Below are 15237 nucleotides of genomic sequence, written 5' to 3'. Positions count from 1 at the left end.
GACTGTCGAGACTTCCGCCCCGGCCTCGGGAGTGTCAAGAGACTAACGTCGGGGGCATGCCGACCGTGGAAGCGCCGATCGTCGCCGTGACCGTCTACCCGCAGCAGGCCCGGATCACCCGCCGGGGCAAGGCACCGCTCGACGGCGGGCCGCGCCTGACCTTCGCCGGGCTCCCCCTGTCACTCGACCCGGGCTCGGTGCGCGTCACCGGCACCGGTCCCGCGCTGATCACGGGCGTCGACGTGCGCACCGAACGGCACGCGACGCCGGCCGACACGGCGTTGCGCGCTTTGGTGGAGCAGCGGCGCGCGGACCAGGCCACGCTCGACGGCGTCGTGGACGACGAAGCGGCCGAAGCGATGAAGGTGGACCTGCTGACTTCGCTCGCGAAGCGGAGCGGCGGCAGCTTCGCGAAGGCGCTGGCGGCCGGGACCGCCGAACCGTCGCGCGTCGCCGAGGTGACCGACGCGCTGAGTGCCCGGCTGGCCACGGCATTGAAGTCCCGGCGGGCTTTTTCCGAACGGGTCACCCGATTGCGCGAGGACCTCGCGGCGCTGGACCGCCGGATCGAGTCGCACAGCGCACGGTCCGAAGAGGACAGTACGTCGGTGGTCGTGGAGCTGGAGATTTCGGACGTTTCCGGTTCGGCGGAGCTGGAACTGTCCTATGTGGTCCCGGGCGCGAACTGGGAGCCGGGCTACGACATCCGGGTCAGCGGCACTTCCGTCACCGTGCTGTCGTACGGGCTGGTCAGCCAGCACACGGGCGAGGACTGGCCGGAGTGCGAGCTGGCGCTGTCGACGGCGCGGCCGGCGGTTTCGGTGGTCGTGCCGGAGCTTTCGCCGTGGTACCTGGACCGGGTCCACCCGGTCCCGCCAGCGCCCGCGGCGGCATATGGCGGTTCTGGTGGCGGTATTCCCGAGGGGGCGCCGAGGGCGCGTTTCACCGCTTTGGTCGCGGCTCCTGCGATGGCGCCGAAGTTCGCGGCGGTCGAGCAGGGGACGACTGCGGTGACGTACCGGCCGTCGCGTCCGGTGGCGGTGCCGTCGGGGGCCCAGGGGCACCGGACGACGTTGGCTGAGCTTTCGCTCACAGCGGTTTTGGGTTACGTGACCGCGCCGGTGTTGGCGGAGGAGGCTTATCTGCGGGCTACGGTTGTCAATACGTCTTCTTTTGCTTTGAGGCCGGGACGGGCTTCGGTCTTCCACGACGCCGAGTTCGTGGGGACGACTTCTTTGGAGGCTTGGGCTCCTGGGGAGGAGCTGGAGTTGGCGTTGGGGGTGGACGACCGGATCCGGGTGGAGCGGGAGCTGGTGCGGCGAACCGCTTCGAAGGCGACTCTGTCGGGGCAGAAGCGGCGTGAGGCCGAGTACAAGATTTCTGTCGCTAACCATGGACCTCGGGAAGCCGTGGTGACGGTGCTGGACCAGGCGCCGGTTTCGCGGGACGACGCGGTCACGGTTCGAGATGTGAAGACTTCGCCGGAGCCGGTCGAGACTTCGGAGCTGGGCGAGTTCACGTGGAAGCTGACCTTGGCGGCGGGCGAGACCAAGACGGTGACGTTGTCGTACCGCGTGGACGTCGCGAAGGGCGTGGAACTCTCCGGCTGGCGGGAGTAGGTCTTACCGGGCTGCTGCCATCGGCGGGTCCGGAAAGTACTTCGTGAGCATGACGGTCTCCCCGAGGATGGTGACGTACAGAATCCCGGCCGCCGCCCAGCCGCCCAACGGGCCACCGTCCATGACGAACACACCGAATACCGCCGTCAGGACGGTTGCCACCAAGGCCGGGACGAGGGACGTGAACACCACGAAGACGATGCGACGCCAGCGCCCGGTGCGGATGCCGATCGCGGCGACGCCCCAGAGGGAGACACCCACGGCGGCGGCACTCAGCGCGCCGACCGCCACCGCGCGAACCCAAGGGGCGACCTGCACGGGGAGTGGCTGGTCCTGCAGTAGCAAGCCGATACCGACCAGGTAGGCGAAGACGCCTATGGCGAAGGCCGCTACCCGCCGGAACGGCGTCCTGCGGTCCTTGTCGGGGAGGTAGTGCCAGCAGAAGTACCCACCGGCCAGCGCGGCCCCGAGGGCGACGAAGTAGTGGCCCGGCGGGCTGAACCAGCGACCGGTGCCGATCGACACTGCGCTCCAGGCGAAAGCGGCGGCTACCGCACTCCACACCGGCGCGAGGAAGCCGATCAGGAAGGGCGGCACGACCAGGGGTTTCATCATCATGAACAAAGTCCGTCCGGCACGCGCGCCCTTGGTCGCGCCGGCGGGCTGGATGGCGCGCCACGCGACAAGGCCGAGGCGTAGGCCGGCCCGGCGGAGGTGGGCGTGCTTGAAGAGCATGCGGACCGATTCGTCACCGACGTCGCCCAGTACGTGGGCGTTGCTCGCCAAGCAGGCGACCGAAGTGCCGCTGGCTCGCTCCAGCTGTTCGGAGGTCGGCGGGACGTCGCCGTTGCTCCGGAGACCGGCCAATCCAGTGAGCAAGGGAATCTCCTGCTGCAAGATGTTCCAATGCAGCCAGGTGGTGAGCAGCATCGGAAGTTTCCGCCGAACATTGGCCTCCGTCACACCCAGCGCGGGCCACGGGCCGATGAGACCCGCGAGCTCGGGATGGCTTTTGAGATCGTAGGAAGTGTCCCCGAAAACCTGGACGTAGTGCTTCGCATATAGCTTCCTCAGCCACTTCACAAGCTCGGCGTTGTCCTTCGCCAGCAGCCGTTCGCTTCGGGCGACCACGTCGACCAGGGAACACGCGGCGTCGAGGCGGCCCCAGGTCCAGTCGTTGAGGCGCCAGCGAGCCGACAAGAAGCTCGCGAAGTTCATCAACTGGTTGCCGCTCAGCTTGCTGTCCACCCGCTCGGAGTCGGTGGCCGGCTTGCTCCGCAATAGGATCGGCTCAAGCGGGCTCTTGGCGGCCGCGGACATCGCGTGCACGCGAATGCGGCTGGGCTCGGCGAGCGGGTCGGGCCGGAGCGGTCCGATGAGCAGTTCCGCCACGGCCAGGACGTGCAGGGTTTTGCAGGGCCCGGAGCAGGCCGCCTCGTGGAGCGCGGTGAACCCGGCGACGCGTGCGGCCCGGCCGATCTCGTCGACGAGCTTTCCGGCGAGAGTGGCGACGCGCTCCCAGACCGGTTTGAGGTAGCCGTCCGGGAATCCCGGCTGGACGGGCAGGAGATCGGACTGGACGGCTTGCTCGGCGACGTCCGCCAGAACGCAGCACCACTTCCGGCGGTGATCGAGGCCGCCAGCAGCCGAAATGAAACAGGCGAGCCGCCGGCTCGCGGTCATGACCCATGGAAGCACTTCGAAGTCCGGTGAACCACCACGCAAGAGCAGCCGATCCCGCGAAGCGAGCAGAACCTCGCAGGCGAAGCGGGCTTCGTAGAGCTCGTCGCGGATGTCGCTGATCGCCTTGAGCTGTTCCTTGGTGAGGCCGCCCGCCGCCTCGACCGCCTGTACCCAGTCCAGAACCAGCGCGACGGCACGAGCGGGGGCCAGTGGCGACCTGAACCAGCAGATGTCTAGCTTCCTGGTTCCCGGTCGGCGAACGAGGTCCGGCATGGCCGGACCGCGCAGATGCTCGAGGATCGGCGCCGCGGCTTGCCCGTTCGTGAATGCCCGGCTGTCGGGAATGGGCAAGGGGTCGGGCCCGGCGAGGGAGATCGGATCGTCCACCAGCCGGGAAAGGCGGTCGGCCTCGACAGAGGCCACCGCGTCCGCATAGCGCGGCATGAGGTCCGCGCAGGCATTCGCGCCGGGCAGGTGTGCCATGTCCGGGTCACCGGGCAAGCCACCGGCGGTGCCGTGAAGCCGCTGCGCCGACGTCCACGCGTCGCTGAGTTCCGCCGCGTCGTCAAGCAGGGTCTCGCTGTTCATCTTCGTGGAGATCAGCGCTCTGACCACTCGGGCCAGCCGCGCGAGCGAGCCGCGTTGCGTACTGCCGGGCGGGAGCTTCGGCGGAGTCGGCGGTACCGGCTGGAGGTAGAGCAGCCACCGGTCTACCGGGGCCTGGGCGGGTGCCCCGGCCACCGCTCGGATGGCCCAAGACAGCGGGATGTTGTCGAGCACCCCACCGTCCATCAGCTGCGCTTGGTCGCTTCCGGGGTCGGGGACACCTGTTTCGCTGCAGGTGCCGATGGCGTCGTGCCACGGCTCGCTGTCGGTGATGTCGGGCCCGGTGACGGTCAGCCGGGCCGGTTCGAACGCGCCGGGGAAGGACGACGTCGTCCGGGCCGCATAGGCGAGGCGGTCGAGGTGAGTCGTCGACCGCGCGAGGAAGTCGGTGAAAACGGGATGCGCCTCACCGCATTCCGTCCGGTAATGGCGGAACGCCATGTGTGCCTGCGACCAGGATGCGAGCAGGGCCTGCCCCACGGACGGGCGGAGATACTCGTTCCGCGGAAAGAGTCTCGTGGCGGTCAGGATCAGCCGCACGAGGCGCGGAGAATTCTTCGTCTCGAGAGGCATTGCACCGGAGTCGGCGAGCAGCCGCTTGAGTTGCTCCGCAAGTCTGACGTAGAATCCTTGATCGCCTTCGAGCAGAGAAGGCGGGAAGCCCTTGCCGGGGTGACGAGTAAGCTGCTCGAGATCACCTAGCTTGAGCCAGATGTCCCGGATTCCGTCATCGAACCTCATCCCGTAGACCAGGTGACTGGCAAGCAGCGCACCGTTGAGCCCTCCGGCACTGGTACCGGCGATGACATCGACGTCGACCTGGTCGTATTCGCTGAGCCTGAGGATCTTCCGATAGATCGCTCGCTGCGCGCGATCGCGCGCGGTGACGGCCGCCGGTCCGTCGAGGTTCATGTCGGCGGAACGCAGCGCGGTGATCTCACGACAAGCACCGCCCATCCACACGGCGAGGCTCACCCCACCCCGCATGCAAAGCGCCAGCCGAAGATCGCGCGGAAGCGTTCGCGCATTCGACTTCGCGTCATCACATTCGATCGGCGCGGTTTCCGGGCAGGGTTTGCATTCTCGTTTCCTGAATAACATGGCGACCTCCCTGACCACTGGTCGCCGAAACGATGCGGGGATACTACCGGCTTTGCACAAAAGATAGTGTTCCGTGACACCTTCGTCGCCGATTCCCCCGAACACGAACTCACCGTGGTTCGCGCAAAACGAACCACGGTGAGGGGGAGAACGATTCCGCGACCTAGCCCTGGGAGATGTAGGCCTCCAGCTGTTCCTGGCTCTTCTCCAGCTGCTCCATCCGGTTCTTCACCACGTCCCCGATGGAGATGATCCCGGCCAACCGTCCGTCCACCAACACCGGCACGTGCCGGATGCGGCGTTGGGTCATCAGGACCGACAGCTGGTCCACCGAGTCCTCCGGGCCGCAGCTGGCCACCAGCTTCGTCATGATCTCCGACACCGGCCCGTCCAGCAGGCCCGGGCCGTGCTCGTTCAGGCGGCGTACCACGTCGCGCTCGGAGACGATGCCTGCTATCGAGCCGTCCGGGGACACCACCACCATCGCGCCCACGTTGTTTTCGGCCAAGCCGGCGAGCAGCGCGGTCACCGTGGTCTCCGGGGTGACCGTTGCGACCGCCGACCCCTTCTTGCGCAGCAGATCCGCAATCCGCATGGCGATCCTTCCCGTCGGTGAGCTGGATCACCACAGGGTAAGGGCACCGGGACGTGCGCGAAAGTCCGGCAAACGGGGCGGATTCGTGGTATGAAAAAGATTCAGCCGAGACGGTCGGCCAGGCCGTCCAGGGCCAGGCGGATGCCGGCCGCGTAGTCGTCGTCGCACAGGGCGTCGAGGCGGGCGCGGGCCAGCTCCAGCTGCTCGCGAGCCGCCGCCGTGTCACCCAGTTTGCGGTAGTCCTCGCCCAGGTTGAGGTGCAGCGACGGGTAGAACCCGCGCACAGCCAGCGACGAGTGGTACTCCTGGGCCCGCGAGTCGGTCAGGGAGTCCGCCGCCGCCAGGGCGCGCAGGTCCCACTCCAGCTCCTCCGCCGGGTCGTCGCAGACGTCGGCCAGGTGGTGCGCCAGCGCGACGCGGTGCAGCGGGTCGCCGGCCGGGCCGATCGACGCCCACAACGCCGTGAACGTCGCGTACGCGCCCGCTCGGTCGCCGCCGATGTGCTGCCGCAGACCGGCGTCGATCGCCACCATCACGTCGTCGGTCATGCCGCTCCCTCGTCCGCCAGTGCCCGCAGCCGGGCCAGCCCCGGCCCGATCCGCTCGGCCGCGACCGCACCGTAGCCGAACACCAGCCCGTGCCGTCGCTCCCCCACGGCGAAGTCACCCAGCGAATACAGCCGGACGCCGTCGTGCCGGGCGCGGCGGACCAGGAAGGACAGATCCGACGACGAAGTCGCGCTCAAGTGCAGGCCGGCCGAAGACGGCAACGGCGTCAAGAAATCCGCGAAGTCCCGGAAAAGCACCTCCGACAGCAGCTCGTGCCGCGCGCGGTAGACCTTCCGCATCCGCCGGACGTGCCGCGCGAAGCCGCCCTCGGCCATGAACGCCGCCAGCGCCGCCTGCTCGACGTTCGGCGCGTGCCAGTCGGTCAGGTACCGGGCCTTCACCAGGGCCGGCACCAGCGACGGCGGCGCGACGAGGAAGCCCAGCCGCAGCGCGGGCGAAAGCACCTTCGAGAACGAGCCGACGTACACGACGCGGCCGCGGGAATCCAAGCTGTGCAACGGTTCCAGGGGTCGTCCGGTGTAGCGGAACTCGGTGTCGTAGTCGTCCTCGACGAGGACAGCGTCGTTCCGCTCGGCCCAGTCCAGCAGCTCGAGCCGCCGCTCCAGCGACATCGACAGCCCCAGCGGGTACTGGTGCGACGGCGTCACGTACACCAGCCGTGTCCCCGCCGGAATGGCCTTGACGACGATCCCGGACGCGTCCACCGGCACCGGCGCGACCCGCACGCCGCGGGCGGCCAGCACCAGCCGCGGCGGCGGGTAGCCGGGGTCCTCGACGGCGGCCACGTCACCCGCTCGCAGCAGCACACGCCCGACCAGGTCCGTCGTCTGCTGGGCCCCGGCGGTGACGACGACCTGGGCCGCGCTCGCCCGCACGTCCCGCGAGACCCCGATGTGCCGCGCGATCTCGGCGCGCAACGATGCGAGGCCCTGCGGGTCGCCGTAGGTCATCAGGTCGGCCTGGCCGGCGCGCAGCCGCTGCGTGACGAGCCGGCGCCAGGTGTCGAACGGGAACCGCGTGAGGTCCGGGACGCCGGGCCGGAAGTCGAACTCCGGCGCCGGGGCGAACGGCGCGGGCGGCGACGGCACCGCGTCCCACTCCGGCAGCGGGCGGACACCCGAATCGAGAACGGGCGCGGGGAGGGTCAGGGAAGAAGCCGTGACGAACGTGCCCGCGCCGACGCGCCCGGCCAGGAACCCCTCGGCGGTGAGCCGGTCGTAGGCCGCGCTGACCGTCGTCCGGGAGACTGCCAGCCGCTGCGCCAGCTCCCGCGTCGGCGGCAGCGCCTCGCCGGACCGGATCCGGCCGTCCAGGATCGCCGCGCGCAGTTGCCGGTAGATCGCGTCGCGGTGCCCGCGCGTCCCGGTCAGGTCGATGTGGACGTCCATCGCTCCAGATTGGCACACCTGAAGTGGCACGGATTTGGCACTTCTCGTGGTCCGCTCGCGCGCCTAGCGTGCTGAGCATGGATCTCCGCGAACTCGACCGCCGCAGCCTGCTCGTGCTCGACAAGCTCGTCGCCACCGCCACGCCCGCCGACCTCGCCCGCCCGACCCCGTGCGCCGGCTGGACGCTGGCCGATCTCCTCCGCCACCAGGTCAGCGAGAACCACGCCTTCGCGACCGCGGCCCGCGACGGTTCGGCGCCGGACTGGGACGCCGGCGATCTCGGCGACGACGCCCGGGCCGCCTACCAGGCGTCCGTCGACGACTTCCTCAACGCCATGGCCGACGACGCCGTGCTGGACCGACAGCTCACGATCAACCACTTCGGCACGTTCCCCGGGACGATCGCCGCGCACATGCACCTCGTCGACACCGTCGCGCACGGCTGGGACCTGGCCCGCACGCTCGGCCTGCCTTACGAACCGGACGCCGAAGCCGTGCACGTCGCCTTGCAGCTCGCCGAGCGGATCCCGGACGAAGGACGCGAGAAGAACGGATCGTTCGCACACCGCGTCGACACCGGCGTGGAAGCGAGCGAACTCGACCGGTTCCTCGCCCTCCTCGGCCGCGACCCGGCCTGGACCGTCAGCTGATGTCGCCCGGCGCGGCGCTCCACGTGTCGCACGCCTTCGTCGTCTTGACGTCGTAGCCGGCCTTCGCCCAGGACAGCTGGTGCGCGCGCGAGCCGTGGGTGTCGCTGTCGTTGGCACGGCCGTAGTCGGCGACGGCGGCGTTCGCCAGCGACCGGCTGACCGAGCCCGACCCGGCGACCGCCGCCAGGAACAGCGCGCCGAAGCAGTTCGCCTGCAGCTCGATCCGGCGGACGACCTCCTTGTCGGCCGCGCTGTCCTCGTCCGGCGAGGTCATCTTGTCCGCCGCCGCGGACAGGATGCCGCTCTCGCGCTGCACGTGGTGGCCGTATTCGTGGGCGATCGTCGCGATGTGGCGGGCCTTGTTGAGGCCGGCGTCCGACAGCATCCAGTCGGTCGGGGCGTAGATCGTGGTGTCGCCGCCGCAGTAGTAGGCGACGGCTTCGTTCTCCGTCGGCGCTTCGCCGCACGCGCTGTGCTCGGGCAGGGTGACCGAGACGGTGGCGGTCAGCGTCGGCTCGTTAGCCTTCTGCAGCGCCGGGCGCCACGACTGCTCCAGGCAGTCGACGAGCGCCCCGTAGTAGGCCTTGAGCTGCGCGGCGGCCCGGCCGAGGTCGGGCAGCGAGCACGTGGCGGGCCCGGGCGTGATGCTGTCGGAGAGCAGTGGGTTGCGGGCCAGCTCCGGCACGGCCTTCGCGGGCTTCCCGTCCGAGCCGCCGCTGTACGCGCGGCCGGTGTCGACGCCCTGCGCCACGAACGCGTGGCCGTCGACCCGGTGCGGGATGGTGGCCGCGATCAGCGAGATCGCCAGCACGACGATCATGACCCCGGCGACGGCGCCCCAGAGCCGGTTGCGCGGCGGGGCGATCGGGACGGGCGGTGCGGCGGCCCAGTTCGGCGCCCAGGGGTTCGGTTCCGGCACCCACGCGGGTTCCGGCGGCCGGTTCCCCACCGGCGGCGCGGGAAAGCCGGACTTTCCGTCGTCGTTCACGTTTTCCCCCTGCTTGGTGTGACCAGCATACGGACCGGCCAAGAGGGGAGGATCACGAAACGAAAACGCCGCCCGGTGGCCACCAGGACCGTTGGCGGGCGAAACTGTCGGCATGAGTGTCGAGGACCCGTACCTGTGGCTGGAAGACGTGACCGGCGATGAAGCGCTCGGCTGGGTGCGCGAGCGCAACGACGAGACGCTGACCGAGCTGACCCGCGGTGCGCGGTTCGCCGAGCTGCGCGACGAGCTGCGCGAGGTGCTCGACGCCGACGACCGGATCCCGTACGTGCGCCGCCGCGGCGAGCTCCTCTACAACTTCTGGCAGGACGCGAGCCACCCGCGCGGCCTGTGGCGGCGGACGACGCTGGAGTCCTACCGGCGGGCCGAACCCGAGTGGGAGCTGCTGCTCGACGTCGACGCGCTGGCCGAGGCCGAGGGCGAGAACTGGGTCTGGCAGGGCGCCACCGTGCTGCGGCCGGACTACCGCCGCGGCCTGGTCGAGCTGTCCCGCGGCGGCGCGGACGCCACGGTCGTGCGCGAGTTCGACCTCGACGCGCACGAGTTCGTCGAGGGCGGCTTCACCGTGGCGGAAGCGAAAACGCGGATCGGCTGGATCGACGAAGACCGCGTCTACATCGGCACGGACTTCGGCGAGGGCACGCTGACCAGCTCCGGCTACCCACGGCTGGCCAAGGAGTGGCGCCGCGGCACGCCGCTGGCCGAGGCAGTCACGGTCTACGAGGGCAAGCCCGAAGACGTCTCGATCGGCGCGTCGCACGACCCGACCGAAGGCTTCGAACGCGACTTCGTCAGCCGAGCCGTCGACTTCTACCGCTCCGAGCTGTACCTGCGCACGCCCGACGCACTGGTCAAGATCGACGTCCCCGACGACGCGAGCGCGTCCGTCCACCGCGAATGGTTGCTGGTGCGGCCGCGCACGGCGTGGACCGTCGACGGCACCGAGCACCCGGCCGGTTCGCTGATCGGCATCCGGTTCGACGACTTCATGGCCGGCGACCGGGCGTTCACCACGCTCTTCACGCCCGACGACCACACCTCGCTCGACTACTGGGCCTGGACGCGCAACCACCTGCTGCTCGGCACGCTGCGCGACGTCCGCACCGAGCTGCGCACCCTGACGCCGGGCCCGGACGGCTGGGCCGAGGAGCCGCTGTCGGGCGGGCCGGAGTTCGGCAGCGCGGACATCTTCGACACCGATCCTGACGTCAGCGACGAGTACCTGATCAACTCCAGCGGCTTCCTCCAGCCGTCGACGCTGAGCTACGGCCACGTCGGCGAAGAGGTCGAAGTGCTGAAGCAGGCTCCGGCGTTCTTCGACGCTTCGGGCATGAGCGTCGCGCAGTACTTCGCGACGTCGGAGGACGGCACGAAGATCCCCTACTTCGTCGTCCGGCCGTCCGGTGTTGAAGGCGGGCCGACGCTGCTGACCGGCTACGGCGGCTTCGAGGTCTCGCTGACGCCGTCCTACAGCGGCATGATCGGCCGCGGCTGGCTCGCGCGCGGCGGCACCTACGTCGTCGCGAACATCCGCGGCGGCGGCGAGTACGGGCCGAGCTGGCACACGCAGGCGATCAAGGCGCAGCGCCACCGCGTCTACGAGGACTTCGCCTCCGTCGCCGCGGACCTGGTCGAGCGCGGCATCACGACGCCGGAAAAGCTCGGCATCCAGGGCGGCAGCAACGGCGGCCTGCTGATGGGCGTCATGCTGACGCGCTACCCGGACCGGTTCGGCGCGATCGTCAGCCAGGTGCCGCTGCTGGACATGCGCCGCTACCACTTGCTGCTGGCCGGCGCGTCGTGGATGGCCGAGTACGGCGACCCCGACGAAGGCGCGGAATGGGAGTACATCTCGAAGTACTCGCCGTACCAGAACGTCCACAGTGGACGTGCGTACCCGCCTTCGCTGTTCGTGACGTCCACGCGCGACGACCGCGTGCACCCCGCCCACGCCCGCAAGATGGTGGCGCGCATGCGTGAGCAGGGGCACGACGTCCGCTACCACGAGAACATCGAGGGCGGCCACGGCGCCGCGGCCGACAACGAGCAGCTGGCCTTCAAGTGGGCTCTGGTGTTCGAGTTCCTGTGGGAGCAGCTCACGAAGTGACGCGCGCGAGCACGACGCCGCCGACGATCAGGGCCAGCGCGGCCACCCGGCCAGCGCTGAGCGGGTCCTTGGTCACGACGACGCCGAGCACGATCGCGCCGACAGCGCCGATCCCGGTGAACACCGCGTAGGCGGTGCCCACCGGGACGGTGTCCATCGCGCGCGAGAGCAGGTAGACGGCGGCGGCGCCGAGCACGAAGCACAGGAGCGTCGGCCACGGCCGCGTGAAGTTCTCCGTCGGCTTGATGCTCTGCGACCAGGCGATCTCGACGAGCCCGGCGAAGACGAGCGTCACCCAGCCCATCAGAGCGCCTCAAGTGCCGCTTCGCGCGACGCCGCCCGCTCCGCGTCGCGCGCGGCGAGGTGCGGGTCGACGAGGGCGTTGGTCAGCTCGGCGTGCACGAACCGGACGTCGTCGACGTCGTAGTGCCCGGCGATGAAGTCCCGCAGGTAGCGCTCGTGGTGGTCGAACGGCGCACGCGGCGTCCCGGGCGCATACGTCCCACCGCGGGCGCCGGCGATGACGAACGCCTTGCCCTTCAACGACATCCGCGGAAACGTCACCTGGTCGATCCACGTCTTGAGCGCGGCCGGGATCGAGAAGTTGTACATCGGCGCGCCGATGAGGACGACGTCGGCTTCGAGCAGCTCGGCCAGCAGCGGTTCGACGATCGCCCAGGCCTGCTTCTGCGCGGGCGTCTCGACGACATCGGCGTAGTGCGCGGGGTCGGTGATCCCCGCGGTGAGCAGGGCGTCGCAGATTTCGGTCCACGCCTCGCCGATCACCGGAACCGGGTCGGCGGCGAGGTCGCGGTAGGTGCGGGTGCCCTCCCAAGCGGCGGCATAGCGCGCGGACAGCTCGCGTGAGAACGACGCGCGGCGGGCGCTGGAGTCGAGGGGCAGCAGGTGGCTCACGGTTCCTCCTCAAGTGGACGCAGTGTCCAGTTGCCTCAACTGGACGTTGCGTCCGCTTATTCCCTAGGCTGCCGCCATGCCCGAACGCGCCGACGCGGCCCGCAACCGCGCGAAGATTCTGGCGGCGGCCGACGAGCTGTTCACCGCCCACGGCGCGGCCGACGTGACCATGGAGGACATCGCCCGCGCGGCCGGCGTCGGCCGCGGCACGCTCTACCGCCGCTACCCGGACCGCGCGTCGATCGCCGTCGCGCTGCTGGACGAGCACGAGCGCCGGCTGCAGGAGTCGCTGCTGCGCGGCGATCCGCCGCTGGGCCCGGGCGCGCCGCCGACCGAGCGGCTGGCCGCGTTCTACGCGGCGATGGTGGAGCTGCTGGAGCGGCACGCGCACCTGGTGCTGGGCACCGAGGTGGGCCATTCCCGCTTCACGACGGGCGCGTACGGCTTCTGGCGCACGCACGTCCGGGTGCTGGCGGCGGGCGCCCCCGACCCCGACGTCCTGGCCGACATCCTGCTGGCGCCGCTCGCCCCGGAGCTGTATCTGCACCAGCGCGCGCGGGGCGTCACGCCGGAACGGATCACGGCGTCGCTGCGGGAGCTGGCCGGCCTTCTCTAGTCGAGCCCTCGCGGCCGGGCCCGCTTCGGGACGTACACCCGCTTCGGTTTCGGCTCTTCACCGCGGATCCGCGCGAGGGCGGCTTCGAAGGCGGTGAGCACGTCGGCGACGAAGACGAGCCGTCCGACGCCGAGCCGGTGCAGCGCGGGACCGTGATCGGCGGCGACGGTGACCGCGACGCCGAGCAGCAGCACCCGCCAGGCGCCGAACACCGCGGCGCGCACCGGCTTGGAGAAGCCGGCGAACCCGATCCGCAGCCGGTGGCAGTGGAAGGGCACGTGCCGTTCCTCGTCGGCGAGGATCCGGGCGGCGACCTGCGTGACGAGCGGGTCGTCGGCGCCGTCGCGCAGGGCGCGGTAGTACCGCAGCGCGACGACCTCGGCGATGAGCAGCACCATCAGCTCCAGCCGCAGCCCGAGGGCGCGCCGCAGCCGGACGAACACGGTGTCGGACCAGTGCGTCGCGATGGTGGGCACGCCGGCTACCCGGAGGAGCTCGGCGAGCATCCGCGCGTGGTTCTGTTCCTCGGCGACGAACAGCTTGACGGCGGCCAGGTAGTCGCCGTCCCCGGCTTTCGCGATGAGGTTGGCGCCGTCCCCGGCTTCGCCGACCTGGAACCGCTGCACGCTCTTGGCGACGTCGGGGTGCAGCCGCGCCCCGCGCGCCCAAGGTGGGTCCTCGCGAAGGCGTCGGCGTTCGGCTTCCGCTTCGAATTCCCGCAACCAGTTCATCGAGCCCGATGATGCCGCCCGCTCGTGGATTTCCCGAGCGGCTCCGGTGGAGATCCGGTGAAGGTTGACGCGCTACCAAGTTAGGATGCTAGCATCCTGTCATGGCGGACAAGGACGTCAAGCAGTTCAACGTGTACCTCCCCGTGGACCTGATCCGGGAGGTCAAGCACCACGCCGTCGACACCGGGCAGTCGCTGTCGGCGCTCGTCACCGAGGCGCTTCGCCAGTACCTCACCACCGAAGGAGAAAAGCCATGACGATCGCAGCCGTGTACCTCGAGACACACAACTGGGGCAAGACGGCCAAATTCTTCCAGGCCCTCGGGTTCGAGCTCGACTTCGCGACCGACCACAACTCGGGGCTGCTGCGCAACGGCGACGGGCCCTACGTCTTCGTCGCCGAGGTGCCCGAGAGCCGGCCGACCGGGATGAAGCTCGTCCTCAAGACCGGCGAAGACGTGCCGTCCGACGTCGAGGTCGTCTCCCCCTTCGAAGACACCCACTTCGGGACCCGCGAAATGACCGTCCGCGACCCCGACGGGCGGGAGTGGATCCTCCAGACCGGGAGCCAGTGATTTCCGGATAAACAGGGGACCACCTGAGCGTGTGATTTCCCGCGATTCACACCGACATTGCTTTCCGCCCGGCCTACGCTGTTCCGGTCCCCTTCCCCGAATGTCCTCCAGCGGGCGGGTTCCCCGCACCGATCGGGTATCCACGCAGGTCAGAAGGCCGCATTGCCGGGTACGGTCCGAAGTGGCCAGATGTTCTGTCCCGGCACTCCGGATCCCCGAAATTCCGAGTGCCGCAGCCAGGAAGGAACCCCGATCACTCATGTCCACATTGCGGCGGCTCGCTTTCGCGGGCGCATTCGCACTGCCGATTTCGCTCGTCATAGCCGGCCCCTCGTCGGCCGGGACGTTCGACGGACCGTTTGACCCCTGGAGCTCCGAAACCTCCACCAGCTGGGCCGGCATCGGCGGCGCGGGCACCACCGACACCGACGAAGGCGCCACCGTCTGGGGCCACCACTGGTCCGAGGAGGACAGCGCGGTGGCCGGCATCGGCGGTGCGGCCGTGGTCCACAGCGAGGAATCCGGCGACGACGCCGACACCGGCTGGACCGGCGACGGGAACGACGGCGACTGGAACAACAGCTGGAACAACGACGCCGACGTGGCCGTGCCGCACCACGCCGTACACCACCCGGTGGAGACGACCAGCCACCACTCCCCCGCGCGGCCGGCCCACCACCACACGGACGACGCCGACGACGCGAGCTACGTCGCCGAAACGCAGTCGGCCGACATCGACGGCGCGACCTCTTCGCACATCGAGAGCCACGCCGGCGACGACCACGCCACCTACGAGGCCGGCGCCCTGACGGCCGGGCCGGACGGCGCCTCCTCCGAGGGCGTCCACTCGATCGCCGTGCCGGGCTACGCCGGTTACCACAACTGGTACGTCGCCGCGGGCGAGGACGGCGCCGTCGCGCACTCGGCGTCCGCCGTGGCCGACGCCACCGACGAGTGGCACGGCCGGCACCACCACGACCACGAATACAACCACGACCACGACTACGACGAGGACTGACCGACCTCTCGCCGAACCGGGCCCGCACACGAGGCGGGCCCGGTTCGGCGGGCCCGGAC

At 70.0% G+C, this 15237-nt stretch carries 15 protein-coding genes; 7 read left to right on the top strand and 8 right to left on the bottom strand.

The window, feature by feature from the left end; all coding sequences use genetic code 11:
* The first annotated feature begins 56 nt into the window (after window positions 1-56).
* The gene (locus tag AB0M59_RS37600) at window positions 57-1619 is read left to right on the top strand and encodes a DUF4139 domain-containing protein (RefSeq protein ID WP_364624966.1); all 1563 of its coding nucleotides are present in this window, start codon (window positions 57-59) and stop codon (window positions 1617-1619) included.
* Between the two features lie 3 nt (window positions 1620-1622).
* On the opposite strand, the gene AB0M59_RS37595 is transcribed toward AB0M59_RS37600, so the two are convergent.
* The 4 genes from AB0M59_RS37595 to AB0M59_RS37580 form a co-directional block, all read right to left on the bottom strand.
* On the bottom strand, window positions 1623-5009 hold the full coding sequence (locus tag AB0M59_RS37595) for a DUF3376 domain-containing protein (RefSeq protein ID WP_364624964.1): 3387 nt from the start codon (window positions 5007-5009) through the stop codon (window positions 1623-1625).
* Between the two features lie 163 nt (window positions 5010-5172).
* A complete protein-coding gene (locus AB0M59_RS37590) occupies window positions 5173-5604 on the bottom strand; it encodes a CBS domain-containing protein (RefSeq protein WP_364624962.1) in 432 nt (143 codons plus the stop codon).
* A 101-nt stretch (window positions 5605-5705) separates the two neighbouring features.
* Complete coding sequence (locus AB0M59_RS37585; protein WP_364624960.1) at window positions 5706-6152, bottom strand: hypothetical protein; 447 nt, start codon at window positions 6150-6152, stop codon at window positions 5706-5708.
* Window positions 6149-7561 (bottom strand): PLP-dependent aminotransferase family protein, encoded by a 1413-nt coding sequence (locus AB0M59_RS37580; protein ID WP_364624958.1) that lies wholly within the window; start codon window positions 7559-7561, stop codon window positions 6149-6151. Before AB0M59_RS37580 ends, AB0M59_RS37585 begins: the two co-directional genes overlap by 4 nt.
* 77 nt (window positions 7562-7638) lie before the next feature.
* On the opposite strand from AB0M59_RS37580, the gene AB0M59_RS37575 reads away from it, so the two are divergent.
* Window positions 7639-8211 carry a TIGR03086 family metal-binding protein gene (locus AB0M59_RS37575; protein ID WP_364624956.1) on the top strand — a complete coding sequence of 191 codons (573 nt, stop codon included), beginning with the start codon at window positions 7639-7641 and terminating at the stop codon, window positions 8209-8211.
* Here the strand turns inward: AB0M59_RS37575 and AB0M59_RS37570 are convergent.
* Window positions 8204-9130 carry a neutral zinc metallopeptidase gene (locus AB0M59_RS37570; RefSeq protein WP_364625093.1) on the bottom strand — a complete coding sequence of 309 codons (927 nt, stop codon included), beginning with the start codon at window positions 9128-9130 and terminating at the stop codon, window positions 8204-8206. The two genes, AB0M59_RS37575 and AB0M59_RS37570, sit on opposite strands and share 8 nt — an antisense overlap.
* Before the next feature lie 181 nt (window positions 9131-9311).
* On the opposite strand from AB0M59_RS37570, the gene AB0M59_RS37565 reads away from it, so the two are divergent.
* Window positions 9312-11324 (top strand): prolyl oligopeptidase family serine peptidase, encoded by a 2013-nt coding sequence (locus AB0M59_RS37565; protein ID WP_364624954.1) that lies wholly within the window; start codon window positions 9312-9314, stop codon window positions 11322-11324.
* Here AB0M59_RS37565 and AB0M59_RS37560 read toward each other — a convergent pair.
* Window positions 11314-11628: a multidrug efflux SMR transporter gene (locus tag AB0M59_RS37560; protein WP_364624952.1), complete on the bottom strand. Its 315-nt coding sequence runs from the start codon at window positions 11626-11628 to the stop codon at window positions 11314-11316. The genes AB0M59_RS37565 and AB0M59_RS37560 overlap by 11 nt on opposite strands.
* The gene (locus AB0M59_RS37555; protein ID WP_364624950.1) at window positions 11628-12239 is read right to left on the bottom strand and encodes an NAD(P)H-dependent oxidoreductase; all 612 of its coding nucleotides are present in this window, start codon (window positions 12237-12239) and stop codon (window positions 11628-11630) included. Before AB0M59_RS37555 ends, AB0M59_RS37560 begins: the two co-directional genes overlap by 1 nt.
* Before the next feature lie 76 nt (window positions 12240-12315).
* On the opposite strand from AB0M59_RS37555, the gene AB0M59_RS37550 reads away from it, so the two are divergent.
* The gene (locus AB0M59_RS37550; RefSeq protein ID WP_364624948.1) at window positions 12316-12855 is read left to right on the top strand and encodes a helix-turn-helix domain-containing protein; all 540 of its coding nucleotides are present in this window, start codon (window positions 12316-12318) and stop codon (window positions 12853-12855) included.
* On the opposite strand, the gene AB0M59_RS37545 is transcribed toward AB0M59_RS37550, so the two are convergent.
* Window positions 12852-13586, bottom strand: a complete 735-nt coding sequence (locus tag AB0M59_RS37545; protein WP_364624946.1) for a ferritin-like domain-containing protein — start codon at window positions 13584-13586, stop codon at window positions 12852-12854. The two genes, AB0M59_RS37550 and AB0M59_RS37545, sit on opposite strands and share 4 nt — an antisense overlap.
* Before the next feature lie 101 nt (window positions 13587-13687).
* Here AB0M59_RS37545 and AB0M59_RS37540 point away from each other — a divergent pair, with 101 nt between their 5' ends.
* From AB0M59_RS37540 to AB0M59_RS37530, 3 genes are all read left to right on the top strand, one after another.
* Entirely contained in the window at window positions 13688-13843 is a 156-nt protein-coding gene (locus tag AB0M59_RS37540) for a ribbon-helix-helix domain-containing protein (protein WP_364624944.1), read from the top strand.
* On the top strand, window positions 13840-14160 hold the full coding sequence (locus AB0M59_RS37535) for a VOC family protein (RefSeq protein WP_364624942.1): 321 nt from the start codon (window positions 13840-13842) through the stop codon (window positions 14158-14160). The genes AB0M59_RS37540 and AB0M59_RS37535 overlap by 4 nt, the downstream gene beginning before the upstream one ends.
* A 259-nt stretch (window positions 14161-14419) precedes the next feature.
* Complete coding sequence (locus tag AB0M59_RS37530; protein WP_364624940.1) at window positions 14420-15178, top strand: hypothetical protein; 759 nt, start codon at window positions 14420-14422, stop codon at window positions 15176-15178.
* Window positions 15179-15237: the final 59 nt, after the last annotated feature.

It is taken from the genome of Amycolatopsis sp. NPDC051371 (assembly GCF_040682155.1).
Taxonomy (GTDB): domain Bacteria; phylum Actinomycetota; class Actinomycetes; order Mycobacteriales; family Pseudonocardiaceae; genus Amycolatopsis.
This window is presented reverse-complemented; position numbering and strand designations above follow the sequence as displayed.

Coding starts and splice junctions, on each gene's coding strand:
- AB0M59_RS37550 (WP_364624948.1), top strand. CDS start 12,316: ATGCCCGAACGCGCCGACGCGGCCCGCAACCGCGCGAAGATTCTGGCG.
- AB0M59_RS37585 (WP_364624960.1), bottom strand. CDS start 6,152: ATGACCGACGACGTGATGGTGGCGATCGACGCCGGTCTGCGGCAGCAC.
- AB0M59_RS37540 (WP_364624944.1), top strand. CDS start 13,688: ATGGCGGACAAGGACGTCAAGCAGTTCAACGTGTACCTCCCCGTGGAC.
- AB0M59_RS37600 (WP_364624966.1), top strand. CDS start 57: ATGCCGACCGTGGAAGCGCCGATCGTCGCCGTGACCGTCTACCCGCAG.
- AB0M59_RS37545 (WP_364624946.1), bottom strand. CDS start 13,586: ATGAACTGGTTGCGGGAATTCGAAGCGGAAGCCGAACGCCGACGCCTT.
- AB0M59_RS37535 (WP_364624942.1), top strand. CDS start 13,840: ATGACGATCGCAGCCGTGTACCTCGAGACACACAACTGGGGCAAGACG.
- AB0M59_RS37565 (WP_364624954.1), top strand. CDS start 9,312: ATGAGTGTCGAGGACCCGTACCTGTGGCTGGAAGACGTGACCGGCGAT.
- AB0M59_RS37590 (WP_364624962.1), bottom strand. CDS start 5,604: ATGCGGATTGCGGATCTGCTGCGCAAGAAGGGGTCGGCGGTCGCAACG.
- AB0M59_RS37595 (WP_364624964.1), bottom strand. CDS start 5,009: ATGTTATTCAGGAAACGAGAATGCAAACCCTGCCCGGAAACCGCGCCG.
- AB0M59_RS37560 (WP_364624952.1), bottom strand. CDS start 11,628: ATGGGCTGGGTGACGCTCGTCTTCGCCGGGCTCGTCGAGATCGCCTGG.
- AB0M59_RS37580 (WP_364624958.1), bottom strand. CDS start 7,561: ATGGACGTCCACATCGACCTGACCGGGACGCGCGGGCACCGCGACGCG.
- AB0M59_RS37575 (WP_364624956.1), top strand. CDS start 7,639: ATGGATCTCCGCGAACTCGACCGCCGCAGCCTGCTCGTGCTCGACAAG.
- AB0M59_RS37530 (WP_364624940.1), top strand. CDS start 14,420: ATGTCCACATTGCGGCGGCTCGCTTTCGCGGGCGCATTCGCACTGCCG.